The sequence below is a fragment of the Streptomyces sp. NPDC002181 genome (assembly GCF_042890485.1).
In the GTDB taxonomy this organism is placed as follows: Bacteria; Actinomycetota; Actinomycetes; order Streptomycetales; family Streptomycetaceae; genus Streptomyces.
This window is the reverse complement of record NZ_JBIASC010000004.1, coordinates 499,755-514,921: the sequence shown is the minus strand read 5'-3', so window position 1 is coordinate 514,921 and position 15,167 is coordinate 499,755. Positions and strand designations below refer to the sequence as shown.

Below are 15,167 nucleotides of genomic sequence, written 5' to 3'. Positions count from 1 at the left end.
TGACTCGCGCCCACGATCACGACGGTGTGGGGTGAGCCTAACCGGTGAAGGAAACGATCATCTTTCCGGTGTTCTCACCGCGCAGCATGCCGAGGAAGGCCGCGGTCGCGTTCTCCACGCCCTCGAAGACGGTCTCGTCGGCCACGAGCTCACCGGAGCGCAGCCAGCCGGCGACGTCCTGGACGAACTGCGGCTGGAGGCCGGCGTGGTCGCCGACGAGCACGCCCTGCAGGCGCAGCCGCTTGCCGATGACCAGGGCCAGGTTGCGCGGGCCGGGGGTCGGCTCGGTGGCGTTGTACTGGGCGATCGCCCCGCACAGGGTGGCGCGGCCGTGCACGTTCAGGGAGGAGATGGCGGCCTCCAGGTGGTCGCCGCCGACGTTGTCGAAGTAGACGTCGATGCCCTCGGGGGCGGCCGCCTTCAGCTGCTCGCCGACGGGGCCGTTCTTGTAGTTGAAGGCGGCGTCGAAGCCGTACTTCTCCGTGAGGAGCGTCACCTTCTCGTCCGAGCCGGCCGAGCCGATGACCCGGGCGGCGCCCTTGATCTTCGCGAACTGGCCGACGAGGCCGCCGACCGCGCCGGCCGCGCCGGAGACGAAGACGGTGTCGCCCTCCTTGAAGGAGGCCACCTCGAAGAGGCCCGCGTAGGCGGTCAGGCCCGGCATGCCGAGCACGCCGAGGTAGGCGGAGAGCGGGGCGAGGGAGGCGTCGACCTTGGTGGCGTGCTTGGCGTCCACGTCGGCGTATTCGCGCCAGCCCAGGCCGTGCAGGACGTGGTCGCCGACCGCGAAGCGCTCGTCGGCGGAGGCGACGACCTCGCCGACCGCGCCGCCGTCCATCGGCTTGTCGAGCTGGAACGGCGGGACGTAGGACTTCACGTCGTTCATCCGGCCGCGCATGTACGGGTCCACCGACATGTGCAGGTTGCGCACCAGGATCCGGCCGGGGGCCGGGGCCGCCACCTCGACCTCGCGCAGGGCGAAGTCCTCGGCGACGGGCCAGCCCTGCGGACGGCGGACGAGGTGCCACTCGCGGCTGACGGCAGGGATCTCAGACATGGGTGCTCCCGATCAAGGAATCGAATCGACTGAATACTTCAGCAGGTGAAACAACCATGCTCCTGGATATTTCATGTTGTCAAGTAAATGGGTACTCTGGATCCATGCCCAGTCGCCGCACAGATCCCCTGACCCTTGAGGTTGTCGAGCTCATCGGCTCCGTCGTGGCCCGCTACCACGAGGAGTACGAGGACGCGGCAGCCAGCCACCAGCTCACCGGCGCCCAGGCGCGGGTGCTGAACCTGCTGTCGCTGGAGCCGATGCCGATGCGCCGGATCGCCCAGCAGCTGAAGTGCGAGCCCTCGAACATCACGGGCATCGTGGACCGGCTGGAATCGCGCGGCCTGGTCGAGCGCAGGCCGGATCCGGCGGACCGCCGGGTGAAGCTGGCCGCCCCGACCCAGGAGGGCCTGCAGACCGCGGACCGGCTGCGGGAATCGCTGGACTTCGCGCGCGAACCGCTGGCCGGTCTCTCCACGGCCGAGCGGGCGGTGCTGCGGGACCTGCTCAAGCGGATGCTGGGCTGAAGCACCCGGCCGCTCAGCAGAAGAAGATGAACCAGCAGCCGGTCTTGGTCGGCGCCGGGCTGGGGCTCGGCGACGGCGGCTGCGCCGACCCCGAAGCGCTGGGCGACGGCTTTCCCGACTGACCCGGCTTTACGGAGGGCCCCGGCCCGGTGGCCCCCTTCGTCGGCCCCGTCTTGCCCGAGGCGGAGGCGGACGCCGTCGGACCCGGCTGCGCGGACCCCTCGGCGGTCCCCTCGGGCCCGGGCGACTGCGTACCGCCCGAGGTGGCCTTCGCGGACCCGGAGGCCTTCACCGGCTTCAGCGCCGTGGGCGCGGCGGGGGTCCCCTTGCCGCTCGGCAGCGGACCCGGGTCCTGCGGGCCGTTCCCGTCGGTGAGCACCACCTCGGCGGCCCGGTCGGTCTTCTGCCCCTCGGTGACGATCCGGGCCAGCACGACCGTGCCCCCGGCCGCGAGCGCCAGGCCCAGCCCGAGCGTCACGAGGGTCCGGCGGCGCCTGCGGTGCGTGGCACGGCGCCGCGATCCGGCCCGGCCGCTCCGGCCGCCCCGGTCCGCACCGGACAGCACGACGAGCGAGTCCGCGAACGGATCGGCGAGCGGATCGGCGAGCGGGTTCTCCGCCCCGGCCCGTGCGGAGCCGTACGGGCCTGCGGGCGCGGCGGACACCCCGGGTGCGGCGGGCGGCAGGTACTCGACCGGGGTTCCGCAGCCGGCGCACGCCAGGGCGCCGTTGAGGTGCCTCCGGCACGCGTGGCAGTAGTCCATGACGACCGCACGCTACGTGGTTCCGCGCAACATCCGTATCGCGGGTTCGTGGAGGTCCTGTGTGGAATCGTGGCCTCCATGACTCCGTCCGCATCCCCCGGCCCCTTCGGTCCGGCCGCTTTCCAGCTGGTGCTGCTGCGTCGGATGGCGGACTTCCGGCCGGACCTCGCCGAGGAGGCGCGCCGGAGCCTCGGCGCCTCGCTCGCCGACCAGCGGGAGGCGAACAAGCGCTGGCAGGCGATGGTGCGCTCGCCCCGCTCGCGCGGTGCGCTGGCCCGCTACCGCTCGGTGCTCGGGCCGCCGGAGTCCACGGCCGCCCGCGCCATCGGCGATCTGGAGTGCGAGGCCCTGCTGTGGCCGGTGCCGCTCTGGCCGGACCTGCGCTTCGAGGTGCTGGCGGCTCCGGACGGGGCGGTGTGGAACGAGTGGCTGATCCGGGCCCCGGGTGCGCGGGGGCCCGTACTGCGGACCCCGGAGGACCTGAGGCCCTGGTCGGCCACCGTGGACGAGGTGGCGCGGGCCTTCGCCCCGGTGCGCCCGATGGAGGGCACCGCGCCGACCCGGTGGCGCCTGGCGTTCGCCGCGCAGGGGCGGCCCTGCGTGGCGGAGTTCACGTACGGCCTGCTCCAGCGCGTCGCGGTCGACGGGGTCGAGGTGTAGGGGACGCGCCTCAGGGGACGCGCCTCAGGAGACGGCCCTCAGGAGGCGAGGAAGGCGCGTACCCCCGCCGAGGTGGCGTCGTCCCCCAGCAGGTCGTTGTGTCCCAGACAGCCGACCGGCGTGTTGAGCGCCCCCGCGAGCGGGACGCTGCTGTCGGGGTTGACGACCTCGTCGCAGTTCGACCAGAACGTCGCGTACTTCACCGCGCCCGGGGTCTCGTCCCCCGCGTTCAGGTTCTTCACGACGTAGGAACCGGGGGTCATGTCCCGGCAGGCCTGGTCCCACAGGGCGCAGGCCCACGCGGTGGAGGTGCCGTGGTTGGGGCCCGCCAGCGAGACCCAGTGGTCCACGGTGGCGGTGCCGCCGCCGAACTTCACGTACCAGCGGCCGACCAGGGAGCCGAGCGAGTGCGCCACGATGTCGACCTTGGCGGCGCCGGTCTGCCGGCGGACCTGGTCGACGTACGCGCCGAGCTGCCCGGCCACGACCTCGTTGACCGACCGGTGCGTGTCGTAACCCCACGAGAAGAGCTCCGAGTCCGCGTACCCGGCGACGCGCATGTCCTCGCGCAGGCCGCCCCAGACGCCCGGGTCGGCGTTGTAGCCGTGGATGAAGACGACCGGGTTGTGCGGCTGCACAGGGGTGGCGGCCCGGGCCGGGAAGGGTGTGAGGAACGCCAGGCAGAGCGTCAGCAGCGCGAGCGTTTTCTGGCGGGGCGTCAGCATGGGGTCCCCTTTACCTTGTTACGCGCGAGTAGCGCGAGCAGTGGCGGCATCGTGCTGCCTGTCGGTACAGAAATCCACCCCCGTGCAGCACCTCTCGCCCCGTGCGACACACCCAGCCGGAGCAGCACAACGGGCGGTATGACCCATTCGCCCGAGAAGATATGAAATGCAACCGGCAGCTGCCGGACTCTTGCGCCAGCGCTCTCGGGAGGATCTGCCGTGACCGTCAGTCTTGAGCAGTTGCGCCGCTGCCACGTCGCCGTCGACCTGGGAGCAGCCAGGACCCGCGTCTACGTCAAGGGCGCCGGCCTGGTCGTCGACGAGCCCAGCGTCGCCGCAGTCAACACCCGCACCGGCGCGCTCATCGCGGTCGGTACCTTCGCCGAACGGATGACGGGCCGCACGCCCGACTACATCCGCGTCGTACGCCCCGTCTCCGGCGGCACCGTCGTCGACATCGAGATGGCCCAGCGGATGCTGCGCCACCTGCTCGGCGAGAAGCTGCGCCGCGCCCTGCGCCGCAAGCCCCGGCTGCGGGCCGCCGCCTGCACCCCGCACGACGCCGACCCGCTCGCGCAGCGGGCCGCCGTGGAGACCATGGTCGGGCTCGGGGCCCGGCGCGTCGAACTCGTCGACACCCTGATCGCGGCGGCCGTCGGCTGCGGCCTGCCCGTGGAGCAGCCGACCGCGACGATGATCATGGTGTGCGGGGCCGCCGCCACGCAGGTCGCCGTCCTCTCCCTCGGCTCGATCGTCACCGCCCAGCGGATCCCGATCGGCGGCGAGGCCATCGACCACGCCGTCGTCCAGCACCTGCGCCACGCGCACGAGCTGATGCTGCCGAGCCAGGCCGTCCGGCCCCTCCAGCTGGCCCTGCACGGCAACGGCATCACCGACGGGGGCCCCGCCTCCACCCTCATCCACGGCCGGGACGTGGCCACCGGACTGGCCCGCTCCGTCCATGTGGACACCGCGGCCGTACGGGACGCCATCCACACCCCGCTGACGGCCGTGATCGACGGCATCGGCAAGGTACTGCGGGAGTGCCCGCCCGACCTGGTCGCCGACCTGACGGACCGGGGGATCATGATGGTGGGAGGCAGCGCCCTGCTGCCGGGCCTGGACCAGATGCTGCGCGACGCCACCGGAATGCCCGTCGCCATCGCGGAACGCCCTGACGTGTGCGCCGTACTCGGTCTCGGCATGATGCTCGAAGGGAAGATCGCCCCGATGGTCCTCAACCCGCTGGCCGAATGACGGACGCGGCGCCCGAGCCGGCCGGTCCCGCGGAACGGGCCGGCCTGCCCGTCCTCCTGGAGGCGGTGCTCAGCGTCGGCTCCGAACTGGAGCTGCAGGCCACCCTCCAGCACATCGTGGACTCGGCGACAGCGCTGTGCTCGGCCCGGTACGGAGCGCTCGGGGTCATCGACCCCGAGCGCCTCCGGCTGACCGAGCTGTACACGGCCGGGCTGAGCGAGGCGGAGCGCGCCGCGATCCCCCGCCTGCCCGACGGGCGTACGGGTGTGATCGGCGCGCTGATCACCGATCCGCGCCCGCTGGTGCTGGAGGACCTGTCGACGGACCCGCGCTCGTCGGGGTTCCCGCCGGGCCATCCCCCCATGCGCGGCTTCCTGGGCGTCCCGATCCGGGTCCACACGGAGGTCTTCGGCAACCTCTACCTGACGGAGAAGCAGGGCGGCGGATCCTTCACGGACGAGGACCTCGCACTGGTACGGGTCCTGGCCTCGCAGGCGGGGATAGCGATCGGCAACGCGCGGCTGTACGAGACGGCACGCCGGCGGGAGCGCTGGATCGAGGGCGCCGCCGCGGTCACCACGACCCTGCTGGCCGGCCGCCCGGCCGCCGACGCGCTGATGTGCGTGGCCGAACGCGCCCGGCTGCTCGCGGACGCGGCGGCCGGGGTGGTCCTCCAGCCGACCCCGGAGGGCGGCATGGAGATCGTGGCCGCCTCCACGCCAGGGGACCCCGGGGACCTGGTCGGGACGGCGATCGCCCCCGGCTCGCCGGTCCTGGTGCAACTCCTCGGCGGCGAGCCCGTCTTCATAGAGGACTCGGCGACGGACCCCCGGATGACCACGCACGTGCGGGAACGTTTCGGCCCGAGCATGATGCTGCCGCTCCAGAGCGGCGGCCAGCTGATCGGCACCCTGGCCCTGCCGCGCGCCCGCGGCGGCCGCCCGTACGACGCCGTGGACCGGCTGCTGGCCTCGCAGTTCGCCTCCCAGGCCGCGCTGGCCCTCGTACTGGCGGACGCGCAGCACGACCGCGAGCAGCTGGCCGTCTACGAGGACCGGGACCGGATCGCGCGCGACCTGCACGACCTGGTGGTCCAGCGGCTGTTCGCGACGGAGATGATGCTGGAGAGCACGAAGAAGCGGTCGGCTTCCGCGCCGGCCGGGGACACGGTCGGCGACGAACTGGCCCGGGCCGTCGACGAGCTCGACTCCACCATCCAGGAGGTCCGCACCGCCATCTTCGCCCTCCAGCAGCCGCCGAGCGACGCCCCGACGACGGTCCGCGGCCGGATCCTGCGGGAGACGGGCGGGGCGGCGGTCCTGCTGGGCTTCCAGCCGTCGGTCCACTTCGCGGGCGCGGTGGACGCCCTGCTCCCGGAGCCGGTGGCGGGCGACCTGCTGTCGGCCCTGCGCGGCGCCCTGGCCGCGGCCCACCGCCGCTCGCAGGTCGGGTCGATCGAGGTCGAGGTGGACGCGACCCCGGCCCGCGTCCGCCTGACGGTCACGGACGACGGCCGCACGGAGTCGGGAACACGGGGCACGACGCTGGCCTGGGAGTCGGCGCTCTAGGAGGGACACCTCCTATGCGGTGGCCGGTCCGTGGGCGCCCTTCAGGGCGATCCGGGTGCTGGACTGCGCCACGCCGGCCTCCCGCTTGAGACGGCGCAGCAGTGCGTCGAGCGCGGCGGGATCGGCGGCGCGGGCCCGCACGAGGTAGTCGTACTCCCCGGTCACGTGCACCACTTCGGTGATCCCGGGAAGCCGCACCACCCTCTCCTCGAACTCCTCGTTGGTGGTGTCCTGCCGCAGGCTCAAGTCGATGAAGACGACGAGCCCGCCGCGGGTGTCGGCGGCCGGATCCACGATGACGGTGAACCCGCGGATCACCCCGTCCCGCCGCATCCGGCGCACCCGGTCGGCGGTGGCGTTGGCGCTGAGCCCGACGCGGACACCGAGATCGCGGTACGAGATCCGCGCATCCTGCTGCAGGATGCCGAGGATTTCCCTGTCGAGACGGTCCATGCCGCGATTCTCGCAGCGAAGCCCGATAAGCGCCGCTGCACCGGACGCCGCTGCCCGCACCCTCGTCCGCATGAACGGACTTCTCTCCCCCGCACTGTCGGGAGCGGTCGCGGGCCTGGGCGTGGCCATGCCCATGGGTGCCATGAGCGTGCTGCTGCTCCAGGAGGCGATGCGGCACCGCCGTACGGCGATGGCCGCGGCGGCGGGCATCGCGACGGTGGACCTCGCCTACGCGGCCCTCGCCACGGCCCTCGGCCCCTGGGTGGCCTCGCACGTGACCCCGGTCGAAGCCTGGATCCGCCTACTGTCGGCGACCGTCCTCCTGTCGATTGCCGCCCACGCCCTGTACCGCAGCCGCTCCCTCCAGGCACCGGAGCCGTCGGCGCCGGCGAAGACGAAGACGCCCGGGCCGCCGGAGCCGGGGCGCAGCCCCGCCCCGCCGGCATCCGGGGCCGGGGCCCCGGAACCCCGCTCCGCCGTTTCGGCTCCGCCGACCGCGCATCCGGCGCCGCCGGCACTTGAGGTACGGCGGTCCGGGGGCGCCCGCGCGGCCTTCGGACGGTACGTCGCGCTCACCGCCGTGAACCCCACCACCGCCCTCTACTTCGCCGCCCTCACCACCGCCCAGGCCTCCACCCTCACCACCCCCACCACCGCCGCCGCCTTCCTGGGCGGCGTGGCCGCCGCGTCCCTCCTCTGGCAGCAGACCCTCGTCGCCATCGGAGCCGCCGCGGGCCGCCGCATCTCCCCCGCCGCCCGCGCCTGGACCTTCCGCCTCGGCTACGGCCTCGTCGCCGCCTACGCCCTCAAGCTCGCCTTCCCACTGCCCTAGGGACGCGCGAGCCGGTCCCCCTAGGGTGATCCCGTGACGACGACCCGCCTCTCGGCCCGTGCGGCCATCGCCTCCGTGACCGACCCCGGCAGCTTCGCCGAACTCCCCGCCCCCCACCGGGATTCCGGCCCGGACGGGCCGCTGGCCTGGGCCGGCTACGACGACTCCCGGGCCCGCGCCGGAGCCCGCACCGGCGAGGAGGAGTCCGTCGTCGCCGGAACCGCCCTCATCGGCGGCCACCCGGCCACCGTGATCTCCTTCGAGTTCGGCTTCCTCGGCGGCTCCCTCGGCGAACGCACCGGAGACCGGCTCGAAGCCGCCTACACCCACGCTCGCGCACACCGCCTCCCCCTCGTCTCACTGATCGCCACCGGTGGCTCCCGCATGCAGGAGGGCATGCTCGCGCTGACCCAGCTCCAGCGCGTGGCCCGCCAGTCCGTGCTGACCCGGGCCGCCGGGCTCCCGCAGATCGCCGTGCTCCGCGATCCCACCACCGGCGGCGGCTGGGCCACCCTCGGCGCCGGGGCCGACGTCGTGCTCGCGCTCCCGGGTGCGCAGGTCGGGTTCGCGGGCTCCCGGGTGCGGCCGGCGGACGCGGACCCGGCGGCTTACACCGCCGAGGGCCAGTACGCCGCCGGGCACGTGGACGCCGTCGTCCCGCCCGCCGAGCTGCCCGCGATCCTCGCGGACTGGCTGCGCGTGCTGGCCGCGCCCCGCTCCGCCGAACCGGTCGCGCCCCCGGCCGCACTGGGCGGCGTACCCGGCGGCCTGCCCCCGAAGACCGGCTGGGACGCCGTACGGCTGGCCCGCCACCCCGGCCGGCCGCGCGCCGAGGCGTACCTGGACGCGTACTTCGCGCTCCGCCTGCCCCTCTCCGGGGACCGGGCGGGCGGCACCGACCCCGGGATGCTGTGCGGGTTCGGGCTGCGGGAGGGGCGGGCCGTCGCGTACGCCGCCCAGTGCGGCACCGCCACCCGCCCGGCCGGATACCGTACGGCGGCCCGCGTGATCCGCCTCGCGGACCGCCTCGGGATCCCGGTGCTCACCCTGGTCGACACCCCGGGCGCCGCCAACGACGCCGCCGCGGAGCACGCGGGCGCCGGCGCGGCCATCGCGGACACCTTCGCGGCGCTCGCCGCGGCCGCGGTCCCGGTGACCACGCTCCTGATCGGCGAGGGGGGTTCGGGCGGAGCCCTCGCGCTGGCCGCGCCGGGGAACACCTGGGTCACCCCGGACAGCTATTTCTCGGTCATCGCCCCCGAACTGGCGGCGGCCATCCTCAAGCGCCCCGCCTCCGAGGCCCCGTCCACGGCGGACCAGCTCCGCATCCGCCCCCAGGACCTGGTGGCCCTGGGCGTGGCGCGCGGCGTGGTCGGCCCCGCCTGACCCCGACTCCCCGCGTTGTCAGAGGCTTCGGCCAGGATGTCCGTCATGACGGACGGAATAGCCTGGCTGGCCGCGCCCCAGTCGATCGCCTACGGCGGCTACAGCGTGGTGATGGCCCGCGGGCTCGGCCCGCAGGAGCTCGTCGGGCGCCTCACGGAAACCGTGTACGGGCCCGAGCACACCGCCGTGCCGGTGGGCGACCTCACCGGAGCCGGCCTCCTCGCCCTCCTGGCCGACTACGAGGACATCGGCCTGCGGTACGGCCGCTGCGGCGACTGGTCGTACACGGTCGCGTACGGCGGCTGGATGGGCGGGTTCTGCGGTGGCCTGCCGCTCTCCCGCGGGGGTGTGGACATCTGCCACCTGGAGTTCGAGGAGGAGAACGGCAAGCCGGTCCCGCCACAGTTCGCGCACTTCCGCGACGAGGTCGTGCTCAGTGCCTTCAACCTGCACCTGGACGGCTCCTGGGGCTACGGCGGGGTCGACGGCGAGCCCGCGACGGCCTCCCGTTTGCAGGCCGCACTCACGGCCGCGGGCCTCCCGGCGGACGAGGGCACGGACGACAGCGCGGACGACCGGGAGGTCCACCGCACCGCCCTCGGCGTACTGGAGCGGCACTTCGGCCTCTCGCTGCCCCGGGAGGAGATCGTCGGCGGCACGCTCCCGGCCGTACTCCTGGAACCGGCGTAGGGGGGCGTCACGCCTGCGGCGACCTCGCGTCGTAGCGGGCGAACCCGCGCCAGCGCAGGGCCAGCAGGAGCAGCACCAGTACGCATCCCAGCCCGCCGCCCGTGATCGCCACGGCCGGGGAGGTCAGGTCGGCGGTGGTCCCGGCGAGGAAGTCCCCGAGCCGGGGGCCGCCGGCGACGACCACGATGAACACGCCCTGGAGGCGACCCCGCATCTCGTCCGGGGTCGCGGCCTGCATCATCGTGGAGCGGAACACCATGGAGATGGTGTCGGCCCAGCCCGCCAGGGCCAGGAAGAACAGCCCGAGCCACAGGTTCCGGGTGAGCCCGAAGACGGCGATGGCCAGCCCCCAGGCGGCCACGGAGATCAGGATCGCCAGCCCGTGCCGGCGGATCCTCCCCTGCCAGCCGGAGAACAGCCCGCCCAGCAGCGCCCCGACGGCGGGGGCCGCCACCAGCAGGCCGACGGTCTTGGCGTCGCCGCCGTACCAGAGCACGGCGATGGCCGGGAACAGCGCCTTCGGCTGGGCCAGCACCATGGCGGCCATGTCGGAGAAGAAGGTCATCCGGATGTTCGGCCGGGTGCCGAGGAAGCGCAGTCCGTCCAGTACGGAGGCCCGCCCCCGCTTGCCGCCCTCCCGCTCGGGCAGCATCGCGGGCAGCCGCCACACCGCGTAGAGCGCGGCGCAGAAGGTGACGGCGTCGATCAGGTAGGCGGCCTGGTAGCCCCACCAGCCGACGATGAGCCCGCCCAGCACCGGGCCGATCATCGTCCCGGAGGTCATCGTCACCGAGTTCAGCGCGTTGGCGGCGGGCAGCTGCTCGGTCGGCAGCAGCCGCGGGATCATCGCGGAGCGGGCGGGTCCGTTGAGGGCGCCGCAGACCGCCTGGAGCGCGACGACCGAGTACAGCAGCCAGACCCGGTGGTAGCCGAGGAGCGCGGCGCCGGCCAGGGCGATCGACAGGGCCGTCAGTCCGAGGGAGCTGTACAGGCCGAGCTTGCGCCGGTCGACGGTGTCGGCGATGGCGCCGCCGTAGAGACCGAAGACGACGAGCGGGACGAGCGAGAAGAGGCCGACGAGCCCGACGGAGAAGCTGGAGCCGGTGATGTCGTACACCTGGAGCGAGATCGCGAGGGCGGTCATCGCCTGGCCCATCCAGGAGATGGTGCTGCCGACCCACAGCCGCCGGTAGTCCGGGGACGTGCGCAGCGGGGTCAGGTCCGCGAATATGCGCGTGGGGCGTCGGGCGGGGGCGGGTGTGGGGGTGCTCGTACCGGTCACAGCGGATGATAACCAGCGGCCGTTCGGCGACCCCAGGCATTAACGGGCCGGGGTCCGGTCCCCGCCGGTGCGCATCCCCTGCCCCTGCCCCTGCCCCTGCCCCCGGTACGTGCCCCTGCCCCAGTGCCTGCCCCGGCCCGTGCCCCGGCTCCTGCCCGCACGCGCACCCGCACCAGTCGCCCCACCCGGATCCACGACCTCAGACCGGGCCGGTCCTTGCCGGTAACTCGCCACTATCACACGACATTTGACTGAATCGACGTGCGCTCCCCCGCTGCCGTTCAGCTCATGATGAAACGACTCGTATGTCCAGGGAGGCGTAGTGATCGAACCTGGCAACAGCACCACGAGCACCGGCAGCGCGGACAACGGAGTCCACGCGAGCCCTCTCACAGCCCCGCTGACCGTGGGTGTCGAGGAGGAGTTCCTCCTCGTCGACGCCCGTACCTTCCGGGTGGTCCCGGCCGCCCCGCTCGTCCTGGCCACCGCCGCGGGCCTGCCCCACGAAGTGCACCCCGAGGGCACCCGCTACCAGGTGGAGATCTCCACCCCCGTCGCCGATTCGGCGCCCGTGCTGCGCGCGGAGCTCGCCGCGCTGCGGCGCACCCTCGCCCGGGCGGCCCGCGCCCACGGCTGCCGGCTGCTGGCCGCGCCCTCGCCGGTCGTCGCGGTGGAGGGGCCGCTGCACCTGACCGACGACGAGCCGCGCCAGCGCGAGCAGCACCGCCGCTTCGGCTCGCTGACCGAGACCCTCGTCAGCTGCGGCCGCCACATCCACATCGGCACCCTCGACGTGGACACGGCGGTGGCGGTGTCGAACAGGGTCAGACCATGGCTGCCCACGCTGATCGCGCTGGCCGCCAATTCGCCGTTCTGGGGCGGCCGTGACACGGGGCACGCCAGCTGGCGGGCGATGGCCTGGTCGGGCTGGCCCTCGGCCGGGCTGCCCCCGCACTTCACGTCCACGGCCCACTTCCGGCGCTCGGTGCAGACCCTGCTCGGTTCGGGGGCGGCCCTGGACACGAAGATGGTCTATTGGGACCTGCGCCCGTCCGGGCACTGGCCGACGCTCGAAATCCGGGCGCCCGACATGTCCCCGGACATCGACACGGCGATCCTCCAGGCGGAGCTGGTCCGCGCCCTGGTGGCGACGACCCTGCGGGACATCGAGGAGCTGCGTCCCGAGCCGGCGCTGCGGGACGACGTACTGCGCCTCGCGCGCTGGCGGGCGGCCCACGACGGGCTGGAGGGCTTCGGCCTCGACCCGTACACGGGGGTGGAGATCCCGGCGGCGGACCTGGCGGAGGCCCTGCTGGACCTGGTGGCCCCGGAACTCGCGGCGTCGGGCGAGCTCGACCACGCGGCCAAGACCCTGGCGGGCCTCTTGCGCGACGGCTCGGGCGCCCACCGCCAACGGGCGGCCTACGCCCGCCGCCAGGACCTGAACGACGTACTGCGCCACCTGGCGGACGAAACGGAGAACTTCTAGGGATGCCCGCGGAGCAGCGCCGTCCCTGAACCGCCGAAGCCGCGGGTGCGATCGTTCGCGCATCCGCGGCCCGGGGAGGACGCCCCTGCGGGCCCGGGGGCCGTACCGCTCGCGCATGCGGGGTCCGGGGCGGGCGCGCAGCATGGAAGTGCGGCCACCGCCCGCCGCCGGACCGAGGCGATCACCGCGGCCGCACCGCACCGGTCCGGGCCGGCCGGTGCGCCTCCGTACACCTGGAGCCCCCATGTCCCGCCTCCCGCTCCCCGGCAGGTCCCGGACCGCCCGCGCCGTCCTCGCAGGCGGGCTCGCGGCCGCCCTGGCCGTGCTGCCGGGCGGCGGCGCCCATGCCTTCACCGGTGGCAACCACGAGGACATCACCCGGGCGGCGCTGCCCTGGGAGCCCGTCACGCTGACCGCGATGGCCGACGCCCACGACGGGGCGATCAACGCCAACGACCGCCGCCCCTACTTCGACGTCGGCCCCCTGCACTGCGACAACGCCGACTACCTCGCCCCCCGGTACTCGGCCGGCTACCCCCGCACCAGGGACGAGGCGACCACGGAGCTCCTCGCCTGCATCCGTACGTCCGTCGCCCGCTTCCGCAACGCGGTGCGGGCCGCCGACGGCCTCGTCGACGCCGACGGCAGGGTGCGCGCCGACCAGAGCGACCTGTCCACCCCCTGCGCGTGGGACGGGAAGCCCGGACGGGCCAAGTGCGCCGTCCTCGAACAGCTCGGCCGCGGCTGGCACCAGATCGAGGACTTCTACTCGCACTCGAACTGGAGCGACCGGGCCGCCGCCGGTCCGATCGGCCTCGACAACCCGCCGGGCCTGGAGCGCACGGACCATCCGCCGTTCCTGGACATCCGCCGCTACAGCGCGATGAAGGACGCCGACTGGACCCGGGAGGCGCGCGGGCGCGTCCCCGCGGACCTGGCCACCGGCTGCTACCCCGACTTCGATTCCACCGGCGTCAAGCCCGCCGACTGCGACGGCCGCGTCGCCCACAACCGCACCCTGAACAAGGACACCGCGGCGTCCCCGCGCGCGAGGACGGGAGACGACTTCCGCCGCGCGACCGCCGGAGCGACCGCCGAACTCACCCGTCAGTGGAACGACTTCAAGGCCGAGTTGCTCGCGGCGTACCCCGGCCACGGGCGCGGTGCGCAGATGGTCTGCGCCCTCGTCCACGACGACCCGGCAGCCGCCTGCCCCTGACGCGTCAGGCCGCCTGGGGGGTGAAGGGGAACAGGGCGTCCGCTCCCGGCCGTACGATGCCGTAACTGCTCTCCGGCACCTCGTTCCAGGCTCCGGGCAGATCACCGAGGGGCTCGGAGACGACGAGGCGGGTCTCGTCCGAGACCTCTCGCAGGAAGGCCACGTCGGGGTGCAGCTTGCGCAGGCTGTCCACACGGCTGCTGTAGAACAGCGACCTGGACTTCCCCTGGCTGGAGTAGCGGAAGGCCCAGACGCTCTCACCGTCGCTCACGGCCACCGTCATCTGCAGCGGGAACTCCACGCCGTGCTCGCGGCCGATGCGCTCCACCACTCCGGCCATGCGCGCCACGGCGCCCGGCGGGTCCTGGTCCAGGCCGAAGGTGACGGCGAGGTAGAACATCACCTCGGAGTCCGTCGTTCCCTCGATGTCGGAGAACAGCACGGGGTCGACGAGCAGGCAGAGCTCGCGGCGGATGAGGTGGAAATCGGCGATGGCCCCGTTGTGCATCCACAGCCAGCGGCCGTGCCGGAAGGGGTGGCAGTTCGTCTGCTGCACCGCCGTTCCGGTCGACGCCCGGATGTGGGCGAAGAACAGGGGGGATTCGACGTGATCGGCGATCTCCCGCAGGTTGCGGTTGTTCCAGGCGGGCCCCACGTCGCGCAGGACCGCCGGAGTACTGGCGTGATCCGTGTACCACCCGATGCCGAAGCCGTCGCCGTTCGTCGTCTCCACACCCAGCCGGGAGTGCAGGCTCTGATCGATCAGCGAGTGCGCCGGCTTGTACAGGATGGTGTCGAGCAGAACGGGCGAACCTGAATACGCGAGCCATCGGCACATGGGCGACCACCTGTTCCTCGTTCTCCAGGGCGGTCCGGCGGCGGTTCGAGGGCACACTCCGGCGGTGTCCGGACATGGCACCGGGGTTCCCCCCGCGCTTCGGGGAGGACCGCTCCGCGAACCCGTGATCTACCGGCAGTCCCATGGTCGGCCCATCTCCTGGTGATCGCCACGCGGGCCGGACCGGAGGGCGGGCGGCGCTGCGCCGGACGCGGCGGAACACGAAGACGCCCCGCCCGGAAAGCCCGGACGGGGCGTCGAACGATCTGGCCAAAACGTTTCTGCTGACCAGCACTCGCAGTGGGGCGGGTGGGACTCGAACCCACGGCCGACGGATTATGAGTCCGCTGCTCTAACCGGCTGAGCTACCGCCCCTTCACGGCGTGGCGCGTACATGTGTGCGCGCCGTCTGCCGCAGCAT

General features: G+C 73.5%; 15 protein-coding genes and 1 tRNA gene. 9 read left to right on the top strand and 7 right to left on the bottom strand.

Annotated features, from left to right (window positions below; all coding sequences use genetic code 11):
- Positions 1-37 precede the first annotated feature (37 nt).
- Entirely contained in the window at positions 38-1,057 is a 1,020-nt protein-coding gene (locus ACFYXV_RS14740) for an NADP-dependent oxidoreductase (protein ID WP_385464026.1), read from the bottom strand.
- 104 nt (positions 1,058-1,161) lie between these two features.
- Here ACFYXV_RS14740 and ACFYXV_RS14735 point away from each other — a divergent pair, with 104 nt between their 5' ends.
- A complete protein-coding gene (locus ACFYXV_RS14735) occupies positions 1,162-1,584 on the top strand; it encodes a MarR family winged helix-turn-helix transcriptional regulator (protein WP_383342536.1) in 423 nt (140 codons plus the stop codon).
- 13 nt (positions 1,585-1,597) lie between these two features.
- Here ACFYXV_RS14735 and ACFYXV_RS14730 read toward each other — a convergent pair whose 3' ends face one another.
- Entirely contained in the window at positions 1,598-2,347 is a 750-nt protein-coding gene (locus ACFYXV_RS14730; RefSeq protein WP_385464029.1) for a hypothetical protein, read from the bottom strand.
- Positions 2,348-2,425: 78 nt separating this feature from the next.
- Between ACFYXV_RS14730 and ACFYXV_RS14725 the strand changes: the two genes are divergently transcribed.
- A complete protein-coding gene (locus ACFYXV_RS14725; RefSeq protein WP_389383041.1) occupies positions 2,426-3,007 on the top strand; it encodes a hypothetical protein in 582 nt (193 codons plus the stop codon).
- Positions 3,008-3,045: 38 nt separating this feature from the next.
- Here the strand turns inward: ACFYXV_RS14725 and ACFYXV_RS14720 are convergent, their stop codons facing one another.
- Positions 3,046-3,732: an esterase/lipase family protein gene (locus ACFYXV_RS14720; RefSeq protein WP_389383040.1), complete on the bottom strand. Its 687-nt coding sequence runs from the start codon at positions 3,730-3,732 to the stop codon at positions 3,046-3,048.
- A 219-nt stretch (positions 3,733-3,951) separates the two neighbouring features.
- Here ACFYXV_RS14720 and ACFYXV_RS14715 point away from each other — a divergent pair, with 219 nt between their 5' ends.
- On the top strand, positions 3,952-4,989 hold the full coding sequence (locus ACFYXV_RS14715; RefSeq protein ID WP_383342548.1) for a rod shape-determining protein: 1,038 nt from the start codon (positions 3,952-3,954) through the stop codon (positions 4,987-4,989).
- On the top strand, positions 4,986-6,557 hold the full coding sequence (locus ACFYXV_RS14710) for a GAF domain-containing protein (protein WP_385464038.1): 1,572 nt from the start codon (positions 4,986-4,988) through the stop codon (positions 6,555-6,557). The genes ACFYXV_RS14715 and ACFYXV_RS14710 overlap by 4 nt, the downstream gene beginning before the upstream one ends.
- 12 nt (positions 6,558-6,569) lie before the next feature.
- On the opposite strand, the gene ACFYXV_RS14705 is transcribed toward ACFYXV_RS14710, so the two are convergent.
- Positions 6,570-7,010, bottom strand: a complete 441-nt coding sequence (locus tag ACFYXV_RS14705; protein ID WP_385464041.1) for an Lrp/AsnC family transcriptional regulator — start codon at positions 7,008-7,010, stop codon at positions 6,570-6,572.
- Positions 7,011-7,080: 70 nt separating this feature from the next.
- On the opposite strand from ACFYXV_RS14705, the gene ACFYXV_RS14700 reads away from it, so the two are divergent.
- From ACFYXV_RS14700 to ACFYXV_RS14690, 3 genes are read left to right on the top strand one after another with little or no spacing between them, the layout of a single operon-like run.
- Positions 7,081-7,842 carry a LysE family transporter gene (locus tag ACFYXV_RS14700; protein WP_389383039.1) on the top strand — a complete coding sequence of 254 codons (762 nt, stop codon included), beginning with the start codon at positions 7,081-7,083 and terminating at the stop codon, positions 7,840-7,842.
- A 33-nt stretch (positions 7,843-7,875) separates the two neighbouring features.
- On the top strand, positions 7,876-9,228 hold the full coding sequence (locus ACFYXV_RS14695) for a carboxyl transferase domain-containing protein (protein WP_389383038.1): 1,353 nt from the start codon (positions 7,876-7,878) through the stop codon (positions 9,226-9,228).
- A 45-nt stretch (positions 9,229-9,273) separates the two neighbouring features.
- Positions 9,274-9,918, top strand: coding sequence for a hypothetical protein (locus tag ACFYXV_RS14690; protein ID WP_385464050.1), 645 nt, complete (start codon positions 9,274-9,276; stop codon positions 9,916-9,918).
- 7 nt (positions 9,919-9,925) lie between these two features.
- Here the strand turns inward: ACFYXV_RS14690 and ACFYXV_RS14685 are convergent, their stop codons facing one another.
- Positions 9,926-11,200, bottom strand: coding sequence for an MFS transporter (locus ACFYXV_RS14685; protein ID WP_385464053.1), 1,275 nt, complete (start codon positions 11,198-11,200; stop codon positions 9,926-9,928).
- A 322-nt stretch (positions 11,201-11,522) separates the two neighbouring features.
- Between ACFYXV_RS14685 and ACFYXV_RS14680 the strand changes: the two genes are divergently transcribed.
- Both ACFYXV_RS14680 and ACFYXV_RS14675 read left to right on the top strand, forming a co-directional pair.
- Positions 11,523-12,689, top strand: a complete 1,167-nt coding sequence (locus tag ACFYXV_RS14680; protein ID WP_385464056.1) for a glutamate--cysteine ligase — start codon at positions 11,523-11,525, stop codon at positions 12,687-12,689.
- A 244-nt stretch (positions 12,690-12,933) separates the two neighbouring features.
- Positions 12,934-13,908 (top strand): hypothetical protein, encoded by a 975-nt coding sequence (locus tag ACFYXV_RS14675; protein ID WP_389383037.1) that lies wholly within the window; start codon positions 12,934-12,936, stop codon positions 13,906-13,908.
- A 4-nt stretch (positions 13,909-13,912) separates the two neighbouring features.
- Here ACFYXV_RS14675 and ACFYXV_RS14670 read toward each other — a convergent pair whose 3' ends face one another.
- Together ACFYXV_RS14670 and ACFYXV_RS14665 are read right to left on the bottom strand one after the other, a co-directional pair.
- On the bottom strand, positions 13,913-14,746 hold the full coding sequence (locus tag ACFYXV_RS14670) for a class II glutamine amidotransferase (protein ID WP_389383036.1): 834 nt from the start codon (positions 14,744-14,746) through the stop codon (positions 13,913-13,915).
- Positions 14,747-15,047: 301 nt separating this feature from the next.
- Positions 15,048-15,121, bottom strand: a tRNA-Ile gene (locus ACFYXV_RS14665).
- Positions 15,122-15,167: the final 46 nt, after the last annotated feature.